At 42.5% G+C, this 11,657-nt stretch carries 8 protein-coding genes; 2 read left to right on the plus strand and 6 right to left on the minus strand.

Features of this window, described 5'->3' with window-relative positions; translation table 11 throughout:
• The first annotated feature begins 16 nt into the window (after positions 1-16).
• Together NYE72_RS28155 and NYE72_RS28160 are read left to right on the plus strand one after the other, a co-directional pair.
• Entirely contained in the window at positions 17-1,297 is a 1,281-nt protein-coding gene (locus tag NYE72_RS28155; RefSeq protein WP_076179816.1) for a hypothetical protein, read from the plus strand.
• A gap of 44 nt (positions 1,298-1,341) precedes the next feature.
• The gene (locus NYE72_RS28160) at positions 1,342-2,529 is read left to right on the plus strand and encodes a copper amine oxidase N-terminal domain-containing protein (protein ID WP_076179815.1); all 1,188 of its coding nucleotides are present in this window, start codon (positions 1,342-1,344) and stop codon (positions 2,527-2,529) included.
• 139 nt (positions 2,530-2,668) lie between these two features.
• Here the strand turns inward: NYE72_RS28160 and NYE72_RS28165 are convergent, their stop codons facing one another.
• The 6 genes from NYE72_RS28165 to NYE72_RS28190 all read right to left on the minus strand — a co-directional run bounded on the left by NYE72_RS28165 (position 2,669) and on the right by NYE72_RS28190 (position 11,643).
• Positions 2,669-3,475 carry a helix-turn-helix transcriptional regulator gene (locus NYE72_RS28165; protein WP_076179814.1) on the minus strand — a complete coding sequence of 269 codons (807 nt, stop codon included), beginning with the start codon at positions 3,473-3,475 and terminating at the stop codon, positions 2,669-2,671.
• A gap of 733 nt (positions 3,476-4,208) precedes the next feature.
• Positions 4,209-7,217 carry an efflux RND transporter permease subunit gene (locus tag NYE72_RS28170; RefSeq protein WP_076179813.1) on the minus strand — a complete coding sequence of 1,003 codons (3,009 nt, stop codon included), beginning with the start codon at positions 7,215-7,217 and terminating at the stop codon, positions 4,209-4,211.
• A gap of 277 nt (positions 7,218-7,494) precedes the next feature.
• The gene (locus tag NYE72_RS28175) at positions 7,495-8,649 is read right to left on the minus strand and encodes a cation:proton antiporter (protein ID WP_076123814.1); all 1,155 of its coding nucleotides are present in this window, start codon (positions 8,647-8,649) and stop codon (positions 7,495-7,497) included.
• Between the two features lie 222 nt (positions 8,650-8,871).
• The gene (locus NYE72_RS28180) at positions 8,872-9,195 is read right to left on the minus strand and encodes an L-rhamnose mutarotase (protein ID WP_038573529.1); all 324 of its coding nucleotides are present in this window, start codon (positions 9,193-9,195) and stop codon (positions 8,872-8,874) included.
• A gap of 122 nt (positions 9,196-9,317) precedes the next feature.
• On the minus strand, positions 9,318-10,478 hold the full coding sequence (locus NYE72_RS28185) for an ABC transporter permease (RefSeq protein WP_076179812.1): 1,161 nt from the start codon (positions 10,476-10,478) through the stop codon (positions 9,318-9,320).
• The gene (locus tag NYE72_RS28190; protein WP_051491030.1) at positions 10,471-11,643 is read right to left on the minus strand and encodes an ABC transporter permease; all 1,173 of its coding nucleotides are present in this window, start codon (positions 11,641-11,643) and stop codon (positions 10,471-10,473) included. The genes NYE72_RS28185 and NYE72_RS28190 overlap by 8 nt, the downstream gene beginning before the upstream one ends.
• Between the last annotated feature and the right edge of the window lie 14 nt (positions 11,644-11,657).

The following is an 11,657-nucleotide window of genomic DNA, read 5'->3' on the forward strand; positions in this document are numbered from 1 at the left end:
TGAGGTTGCTAGCTAAATGTTAAAGAAATCAGCTCTCTTGATACTCTCCTTCTTATTACTCCTATTGCCGCATTCCATTACAGTTTATGCTGATACGCAGGTATCCAGCGCAATAAAATCGCTTTCCATGGAAGAAGCAATCCAGCTAGCATTAACTAACTATGTAGATATCAAGCTCTCACAATGGAATATTGCAGAAACGGATTCCAAATTTTCATATGTATCATCTGAAGAGAAAAAGTTGGAGCAAAAAAATGTAGTCACAACCAGCGGGCTGCTGCCAGTAAATCCTGATATTTTTATCAATAGTATTCCTGGTTACGCTGATTTAAGTGAAGAAGAACAGGCAGGGGTCAATCAATCCATTCTCATTCAAATTATGATTAACACATCTCTGAATCAATGGGTTAGCGCTCAGAATGAAAGCCAAAACAGTTACAATCAAGAGACTAAAACAGCGCAGCTTAAGGAATTTCGTGACCAGTTACGCACATTAGAAACAGATAAAGTAATTAATCAGTTACGACTTCAAAAAACAGAAGCCCTCATCCGCTACTATGCTGTGCAGAAATATTATCAACTCTCTTCTCTAAAAAAAACGATTGAATATGACAAACAAGAAAGCCAATATTGGTTTCAACAGTCTGAGGATACCTTGCGGTCCTATGAGCATGGTCTTCTGTCTAAGAGAAGTTTGGACGATTTTAATCGTAAAAACATAGTACAAAAATCTATTTTTGAACGTAACCTTCGAAGTTATGAAGCTCAGTTAGAACAATTTAAGCTTGAGTTAGGATTATCATCCTATTCAGAAGTCCTTCTAGATGATGTCATTTCCAGTACACCAGAGCCTGTGAATTGTAATACAGTAATTAGCCTCTCTAGTAATTATGATTTACGCGAAGAAGATGCACGTATCACACTCGCCAAAGATAATCTTGACGCAGCTAAAGCTTCCGATGCTGAACTCATCACTTATTATTCAGTCCTATGGTCTAGCCAGATTGCACACAAAAATATAGTACAACAACAACTCGAAGAAAAACTGGCTAGTTATAAGCCGGAAGCAAATGAAATTGATTTTGAATATTCAGAACTAAAAGAGCAGCAATTGGAACTCGTACGCGTCTCCCAGGATAATGATACTCTCCTAAATAGCGGGTTAATCTCAGCGGCTCAGGCAGATCAGGACAAGCTGGATTTACTAAACTTAAATCGGCAATTCGATAAGCAAAAAGTAAAGTACGGTTTATTCCAAGCAAAAGTTACTTTGGCTCTTAGTGGAGTTATCCTCTAATAACCATTAATTTATCATTCATAACCCAAAGGAGATATCACAAGATGAAAACCATATCTAGCCTAATCGCAGCAACTCTTCTTTCTACCGCTATCGCCTGGCCTGTCCATGCCGCAGAGAAGCCAATCTCCATTCAGATCAATCAGCAACAGCTCGCACTGAAGGGACAGGCTCCCTTCAATGATAATGGTACAATTGTCGTTCCTTTTCGCCCGGTTTTTGAAAAACTAGGACTTTCAATCGATTGGAATCAAACCACAGGTACCATAACGGGTACTAAGGAAGGGCTTACGATTACACTGCAACTAGGCAGCAAGCAGGCCAGCGTCAATGGTGTAATAACCCAACTTTCTGTTGCCCCTAAGCTCATCAATAATTCCACTTACATTCCGCTGCGCTTCGTTGGGGAGGCTACAGGTAATGAAGTCTCCTGGAATGCACACTCGAAGACAGTAACCATTACAGGCAAGACTAACCAGATAAACCCGCAGGAAATCAATGCTTTTTTTGAAAAATACGTAACCTATACCAACAATGAGAATTATGAAGGGTTCATGAGCCTAATCGATAGCAAGTCTCCTCTTGTGGTCATCGGGCCACAGATTAAGAGCCAAATGGAACAATACGATCTGACCACTTCACTTGATCAATTAGAGGTTATCAGCCTTCAACCCACAGAGGCTACGGTTCACACCGTTGAAACGACTACACACCTCAGCGGTCCATTCACCTTAGACAATACCTCTGAATATATTTATAGCTTAACGCGTACTGCCAGCACTGAAGACTGGAAAATCAACAACCTGCAGATTAAAGGCGTACAATATATACTCCCAGATAAACTGCTGAACGCTAAGCCAGCTGTGACGAAGTCGGATGAAACGGATATATTAGCTGTGCTTAAGAGCAACTTGGACTATACCAATGCAGAGAATATTCAAGGTGTGCTATCTACTATTGATCCTGAGTCCCCTGCTCTCGAACAAACCAAACAGCTCTTCAGCCAAATTTTCACAGTCTATGATCTAAAGTTCACTCTGGAATCTGCCAAAATCATTCATTATACCCAGGATACCGCAGCCGTATATATGGTTCAGACGAGCATCAAGCTTAAGGGTCCTGAGTTTCAGGATAACCGCTCCACCTCTGTCACAACGCTGAAGAAATCCAAAGCAGGCAAATGGATGCTGGATCAGACCTATCCGATTAGTGTAGACAAGTTAACTCCATAATTATAAGGATTTGTAACAAAACAAAAAAACGGCAAGCCCCATTAACCCGGAGGCTTGCCGTTTGCTTATCTAAAGCGCCGGAGCTCAATCTTACCCGCTTCCCCTACGTTCTCTGGCTGATACGGATATAGAACAGTTCCTAAATAGTTGGGACCACAATGGCCAATCTTTCAATCAATTCCCATCTCTCGCTGATATTCATCTTACTGTAAATACTCTTAACGATATTCCGCACAGTTCCCTCTTTCACATTAAGGTCGTTGGAAATTTGCAGCGCCCCTTTTCTTAGTGCCCAGTGATACGCTACCTCTCTCTCTCTAGGGGATAATCGATACAAATCACACTTCTCCTGAAATATGTACTCAATTAACTTCGGGCTTCGTTCCTTCAACTTCAACACAATCTTTTCGGATAATTGTTTAATAAAGAGAATCGAAAAACCAAGTTGCCTCTCGGCTTCAAATGAGATGTCTATATATCCACATATACAATCATTTATCATTATAGGAGCGCATACACAATTCCACTCTTTAAACATTGGCATACTATGCTCTTCTCCACGCACTACTGCAATTGACTCAACCTCCATCGCTAAAGAAACTGCATTCACTCCAGAGATTTGCTTCGAAAGATTAGTTCCACTCCTAATTCCATAATGATCTACTTTCTCCTGAAACGTTTCGAATGGACTGACAATATTAATAATATTGCCGGCTTGATCTGTTAAGAAAAAGACAAAGGGCAATAAGAGAAATTCCATTACTTTCGCCAATTCTGAATGTAATACTTCAATTAAAATCTCGTAGGGAACCAGCTCTTCTATAGAAAAGGATTTTTCTGTTTTGAGGTTACTCCAGGGTTGGTAAAATTCACACAAGGAATTATTAGATTTTTTATCTACATCATCTACTGTAAACCAAGCTCGTTCGCATTCAAGAATATTCAAACAGTCGATTCTCCTAACTAATGGTATTTATTAAACAGAGCATAGCACTCCATCCAAAGGAAAACAATGACATAATTAGTTAGGGTTATGGGAGATTAGTAAGAATTGAAATAACATTGTTTGGGTTATTTTTCTATGGCCGATTATTTGATAAGAACTTTTCACCTGTCCTGTATTCTTGGAATTTCGTAAAAAAAGAATAGAGCATAACAATTACCACTTGTCTATATCCTACCTAGAATATATACGAAATCCATTTTTTCTATGAAAATAAGGATATTCGTTGATTAGAAAAAAATTTCACAATGGAATCTTAGACTAGCGAGAAATCATGCTCAACATATTTATATCTGCTACCCTGAAAGGAATGAATTCCATCAAGAGTTTAGTAGGGATTTTCAGTAGAAAGTATACAAAGTCTATTCCATTTTTACTTTTGTTTTCATTATTTATATTGGCATTTTCTGCGGTAAATAGAATATTTCCAATAATATCTTTCTTAATAATTATGTTAAATGCTCTGTACATTGTTGTGAAAATAGCAATATTTAAAATTAAAAAATAAATATTTATTTCAGGGGGGGATATTGCAATCTGGCAAAGCGCCTTTCAGCCTTTCCTAAACAAAGTTTTGGCTATTAGTTTAGACAAGCTGATTCCATAATTATAAGGATTTGTAACAAAACATAAAAACGGCAAGCCCCATTAACCCGGAGGCTTGCCGTTTGCCTATTTAAAGCGCTGGAGCATTAGTTTTTTCTGCTCCTTTACGCTCTTTTGCCGATTTACGGAAGTAGAACAACTCGTAAATCGCCGGCACTACAATCAGCGTAAGCAGTGTTGCTGCGGTTAAGCCGCCAATGACCACAATCGCCAAGCTTTGCGAGACGATGCTGCCCATCTCGGCATGGCCGAACAGCAGCGGTGTCATGGCGCAAATGGTGGCAATCGCCGTCATGAGAATCGGACGCATCCGTGTTCCGGCAGCTTCTAGAATAGCCTCGTGAATACTCATATTGGCTTCATTTTGCTTAATCCGGTCAATGAGCACAATGGCATTCGTAACAACAATACCTATTAACATCAACGCCCCGAACAGAGCAGTGAAGTCAGGCGTTACACCGGACACGATAAGTCCAACAATTGCACCAATCGCCGCTAGTGGCAAGGAGAACATAATCGCCAGTGGAGCCCGAAGGGTTTTAAAGGTGAGTACCATGATCAGATACACCAACCCGATGGAGATTAATGCCGTCATACCCAGGTCGTTGAAATCCTCTGACTGATCAACTGACGCTCCGCCTGCAAATAAGGTCACGCCTTTCGGAAGTGTAAGACTATCGGTTTCTTTTTTAATATTCGCACCGATCTCAGATACCTTCTTCGGATCAACCTCTGCTGTAATTCGTACATACGGCTTCCCATCTTTATGGAACAACATTGCAGGCTCATTCCGAACCTCATAAGTTGCGAGCTGAGACAGTGGCTTCGGCCCCTCAGCCGTCATGAGCGTCAGTGCTTTTAAATCCTGCTCCGTTTGCGGCTGAACCATAGGATCTAACACTACACCTGCTGCATCACCATCGAGCTCAATTTGCCCCATTGGAATTGGATTAAGCATCGCTGACAGCTGCATCGAAATCTCCTGCGCATTGCTTTGCGCCGGATCTACCTTAAAGGAAAATACAGGTTTCGTATCCTCCATATTGCTGCTGACTTTTTGAATCCCCTCTACGGTCTTCAGCTTAGCGGTAACTTCTGTTGCTACAGTAGTAATATCCGTAAGATTATCTCCAACAATATCAATATATTCGCTGGTAGAGCTGGATCCCATCATACTCATTTGGTTGGCAACAAGCGTTGCTCCAGTGTATGAATCTTTTACCTCACGAACATGATCAATAAAAGCCTGAGCATCTGCACCTTTTTTCATAACAACGGTATAGTCCACTAAGGTTTCAGAGGTAACATTCCCCCACTTAGCGGCGTCCGCACTATTGCCTGATTGCATGATTACCGTTTCTGCTTGTGGCTGCTTCATCAAATCTTGTTCTAACTGCTTTCCCTTTTCCAAAATATCTTTGACAGGAACATCCTTCGGATAATTCATCTGAACAGAAACATAGCTGGCATCTGATGCATCGAGTGCCCCTTTTGGCATAGTCACATAAGCAGCAATGGAGCCAATCAGAAGCAGGAGACCCAACGATAAGCTAACCCATTTACGGCGAAGATTCCAGTCCAGAAAGCGGATAAACCATTTAGAAGGTTCATGTACTTTCATTGATGTCCTTCTCAGCAGCCATGAGCTTAAAAGAGGAACAACCGTCAAAGCTACTACGAGTGAAGTAAGCAATGAATAGGTCACTGTTAAAGCAAACGGCAGTAAGAAAGCTTGCAAACTACCACGCAAGAGACCCATCGGCAGAAATACTGCTACGGTAGCAATGGTTGATGAGGTAATCGCTCTAGCCACTTCCCCAGTTGCACTAATAATCATTTCACGGGAAAAGGGTTCTTTTTGCAGCCTACGGTAAATGTTCTCAATCACCACGATACTATCATCGACCAAACGGCCTACCGCAACCGCGACTCCCCCGAGTGTAATGATATTCAAGCTTATGCCGGAAATATTCAGCAGATATAAGGTGACTGCTAACGAAAGTGGGATGGATACTGCCGTAATCAGAGTAGCCCGCAGGTTACGCAGGAACAACAGAATCACAATCGTCGCAAATAATGCACCTAGCAATACCTCACGCATCATACTGTTCACCGAGCTAACTACCATATCCGATGTACTGAATACCACTGCTGCTTCTGCATTAGGAATGGTTGTATTAATATGATTTACGGCAGCCTGAATGTTATCTCCGACACTGACTGCATTCGCATTAGCCTCTTTGGTCACTATGGCGAATAGAACGTCTTTCCCGTTCGAACGGCTGACACTTTCCTGATCCTGCTTCAATTCGACAGCAGCGATATCCTGTAGCTTAACGCCCGCAGATACAGGAAGCTTTTTCAAAGTATCCATACTATCTATCGTAGAAACTACGTTAACATTGCCGGTCTGCCCACCAATCGTTTGCTCCCCAAGGGATGCCGATACATTACGTCCTTGAAGTAAACCTAATACTTGTGGAGTCGTGACTCCCTTCTCAGCCATTAATTTCGGGTCCAGCTTAACGCTGACCTGCGGAGTTACCTTACCATATAAAGCAACGTTCGCCACCCCTTCAGCTTTTTGCATCTCTGGAATGATAGTTTCTTCCGCAAGCTTAAGATTCTCTTTAGTCAGGCCGTCGTCAAAAGCAAGAGTAACCTGTGATACAGGAATCATGGAGGTATTCAACTGAAGTACAAAAGGAGCCATTACCCCTTCCGGGAACTTCAATGAATCGACGACCTTCTGAACCTCCTGCGCAGCATCCTTCATATTCGTTTTCGAATCATAAAAAATATTTACCTGCGCATATCCGTCTCCGGAAGTGGACAGTATTTCCTTCTTCCCTTTCACAAAAGCTGCTCCAGCTTCTATCGGCTTCGTTACATTAGTCTCCATAGCATGTGTATCCTGGCCAGGACCCAGCACAGTTACAGTCACTTGAGGATTATCCGCCTCTGGCATAAATTCCATCGGTAGCGAAGTGTAGCTCATCCCTCCCACCACAAGAGCCATGACTACTAAAAGCCCCACCGCAGCCTTGTTACCGAACGACCATTTTGTTAACCATTTCATTTTCTTTTTCCCCTTCCACTCCACATGATTTCTGGCACTCCCCTTATGTCTGTTTGATTATGTATTAATTTCCATCCCGAGATTTAGTTTAGTCATTTTTGGCTGAACTCAAAACAGCCCTACGGCTGGTTTCGTACTCAGTCTTAAGACGGGGAACTTTCCCCTTCTGTAGACAGATCCCCGTCCTTTTTCTTGATGATGGCAACTGGAACGTGAGCATAAAAAAAGAGCCCCGTTAGCCATATAAATGACCAACAGGACTCCCTTTTGTTATGGTTTATTTCCCTTCCGCACGTACTGGATCACGGAACATAAATTTCAATAGTGGCGGCGTTACAAGTGTAGTTACAATGACAACAATAATGACCGAAGTAAAATACTGTTGCTGTAACAAGCCGCTTTGCAGCCCTGTGGCGGCAATGATCAACGCAACTTCCCCCCGTGAAATCATCCCAGACCCAATAATGGCAGACGAGTGGTTATCAAAGCCTGTAAGACGCGCACCCAGACCGCCACCAAACAGCTTGGTCAGAATGGCAACAACCGTAAGCAAGATCACGAAGCCTATTTGACTGCCTACTCCTTCAAAGGAAACACTAAGTCCGATACTTACAAAAAAGACCGGCACAAAAATCGAATAAGCAATCGGCTCGAGCTTGGATTCTACCGTGTGCTTAAAGGAAGTTTGCGAGATAGCAATCCCAGCCGCAAAGGCACCAATGATTCCTGCCATCCCCATGATTTCAGCAAAATAGGCGAATGCGAAACAAATCATTAACGCTGCTGAAATAATCGCCTCTGTCACCTTCAACGGAGCCATCCATTTCATGACCCGAGGAACAATGAACCAGCCGGCAATAATCGCTACGGCAAAGAACAACACCTTTTTCCCAATTAAAAGACCAATAGAAACGTCTGTACCTGTACCAAAAAAGCTCATCAGAACAGCGAGCAAAATAACAACTAGAATATCATCTACTACGGCAGCCCCCAGAATTGTAGAGCCTTCACGTGTGTTCAGCTTATTCATATCTTTTAACACCTGCACCGATATGCTGACCGATGTTGCACTAAGAATAACGCCCATAAACAAAGCATTATGATAAGCAAAACCAAACATTTCTCCTAAGGCGAACCCACCCAAAAAGGGTAATATAATTCCACCGACGGCTACTGCAAAAGCTGATTTCCAGTTCTTGCGCAATTGATCCAGATCCGTCTCAAGCCCCGCTATGAACATTAACAGTAGAACACCGATCTCAGAGATATAATGAATAAACTCTCCATCCTGAACCCAGCCCAGTACCGCAGGCCCCAGTATGATTCCCACAATAAGCTTACCTAGCACAGCTGGTTGCCCAAGCCGCACAGATAGATCACCAGCTACTTTGGTGAACAATATGATCAGCATAAGATATAAAACAAACTCCATCTTTCAATCCACTCCCTTGTTGTATATAAGAACTGCCAACCAGGAGCTTCTCCAAGCCAAAAAAAGACAAAGAGGAGCCCTTGTTGACAGGCTCCTCCAAAAAACAAATAATTATTCAATTTAACTTTATAAATTATATTATACCTATATTTAAAATAACTGTAAACCAGATGCGCCGATAATATAATTATGCACATTTGATTTGTTCTAGAATGCAATTGCTTATTTCAGATAGAACACTTCACGTAAGGGCTGCATAGGCACCTCATCATTGAAATCAAATGACCCTTCAACCATCTTAGAGGTAATCGCATTCCAGCGGTTGCAGGCATCACTTTTGGCAATGTAATCAAAAGCCGCCTTACTATCCTCACACTCATAACAGTAAAAAAATTGATTGCCATTCTGAAAGATGGAATAGTTAGAAATACCAGCCTTACTGTGCTCCTCCAAAATTTCTGGCCAAGGATTTAAATGCATAGCTACATACTCCTCTAAACATTCTTCCTTCACCCGCCATGTCCAAGCCAATTTATTGCTGCTCATCTGCTCATCCTCCTAGAAATCCCCTCTTTTGCACATATTAAGAACTAGGGACATTTGATACCTATTATTGTACCTGAATAGAGTAGTCCAAGCTATGCATATCTATATTCTCTGGAAATTTCTTAAGCGTTAATTCCGGCTTCACTCGGGCGAAGAATAGCAGAACCAATCGCCAGCAGCACGGCGGCCATAAGGCCCAAGATGGCAAAGGGCAGCCATAATTCATTCCAGCCCCCACCTGTAGCAGCGATATGGATCGCTTGGATCGCCCATTTTTGCGGTACAAAATTAGCTGCCTTCTGCATATAGTCCGGCATAATGGATAACGGCCAGAAGCAGCCTCCAAGCATACAGGTCGGGGTCAGGATCAGCGAATTAAGCATGCCAGTATTATTAGGATTGCGAATCAGACCTGCTACCGTACTGGCTAAACCCATGGAAACTAGCATAAATGCTGCAAGAACCAAGAAATACAAGTAGAGCGGTAATCCAAAGTCAAACTGCAGTACATAACGGCCCAAGGCAAGTACTACAACGATTTGAATTAACCCAACGATGAAGCTTCCCAGAAAATTACCGAGGGCAATCTCATACGAACGAACCGGGGCACTGAACATACGTTTCATCGTTCGTTCTCTTCGATCATCCATAATAAGTGACACTGAACTTGTAACCAGCCCCATTAAGAACATCAAAGTAAATCCTGTGACGATGCTTAAGCCCTCTTTTGGATATAAATCATAATCTGTTCTTATACTGCCTACACTATGTTGCTCTGCTCTCTGCATTACGGCAGCAAACTGTGAGTCCGAGCCAGTAGCCTCAGCCCGAGCTGCTCCAATTAGTCCAGCAGTGTTTCGCATTTCATCAGCAATTACACTGATTTTCATTTTTACCATAATTGATGTTTCGGTAGCCTTAAGCTCATACACACTAATTTGCGGCTCTTCTCCAGCAAGCAGTGCGGAGGTGAAGTTTTGCGGTATCAAAACACCGGCTTCTCCGTTCTGATCGATAATACTCTCCCTCAAATTAGCCTCATCTGTCTTCTCAACAAGCTTATAATCACCGGTATTCTCCAGCTCGGTAAGCAAATGTTTACCTGCTGCACCATCATCCATATTCGAATATAAAATAGTAGCCGGTCTTTCACCCATACTTCCACTAATTGCTACTATCACCGACACGACAATACAGGGCAGAAGAATATACGTAAGCAGCCCATTCCGAGAACCGATCGTTCTTTTCACCATATTCCAAGCAATCGTTAAGATCTTATCCATGGTAACCTACCTTCCGGTACGAGATAACCGCTCCACTGAATAGAACTAGACAGATGATCGACATGACCAGCAGATTCGGCAAAATCTCTGAGACCTCTGCATGCAGCATCATTTTTAGAACAGCTTGTAGCACCCAGTGATTCAGGGTAAATGCCCCGACGGAGTTCACCCATGATTCCGGAAGTGGAGCCATCCCTCCACTAATAAAGGTCATGACCACAGTGATAACATTAATAATACTTCCTGCACTTGCTTTAGTTTTGCTAAACATTGAAATGACAATCGATAACGTCATGGAAGCAATGATCATTAAGAGACAGAAGAGCAGCAGCAAGCCCGGACGATTGCCCCAATTTACGCCAAACAACAAGTGAGTCAGGATAATAATCGCTGCACACTGCACTACACTTACAACCCCTACACCTAACATTTTACCAATAAACAGCTCAGAACCTTTTACCGGCATTGAAGTTATTCGGAAGAGGGTATGATTTTCTTTTTCATTAAAAAGAGAGGTACTGACGGTCAAACCGCTATATAGCAGAAACATCAGCATCATGGATACCGCATAGAATTGGGAGGCTGTATAGGATCGGCCACCTTCACTGAGCGCCCCAACCTTAACAGAAGGCTGCTCCCCCGAACTTGGTGCAGTAACGGTCAAAGCTTCTGGACCCAGCGTCATAGCTACGGACTGCTTATAGTTAATATTGTTCAAAAAGTTATCGAATACCGTCCCCGCAACCATATTATCTGTCCGATCTTTACCCAGAATAAACTCTAGCTGTGCAGTATCACCGCTTTGTACTTTTTTATCGAAGCCTGGAGGAACAATAACCGCATAACCATATTTTCCGGTACGCAAGCCGCTTTCCGCTGTCTCTCGGCTCCCTACTTTGACCGGAATGATGATATCCTTAAGCTCCGGCGTCTTCAAAAAGCTATCTATCATCGCCGAGCTTTCATATCCTTCTCCAGAAAGATTAACTATACCAACACGTACTGGATCAATCTCAGACGCTGCCTTATCACCGATTACACTGGAAAGGGAGGCACCCAGCAGAAAGATCAAAAGCAGCGGTAGCAGAAACATATTAATGATGATTGAGCGTGAAATAAACAGCCTGCGAAGCTCATAAATCATAATTGTCCAAATATTTCTCAAAGCGTTCTCTCCCT

Source organism: Paenibacillus sp. FSL L8-0333 (genome assembly GCF_037965665.1).
In the GTDB taxonomy this organism is placed as follows: Bacteria; Bacillota; Bacilli; order Paenibacillales; family Paenibacillaceae; genus Paenibacillus_AQ; species Paenibacillus_AQ odorifer.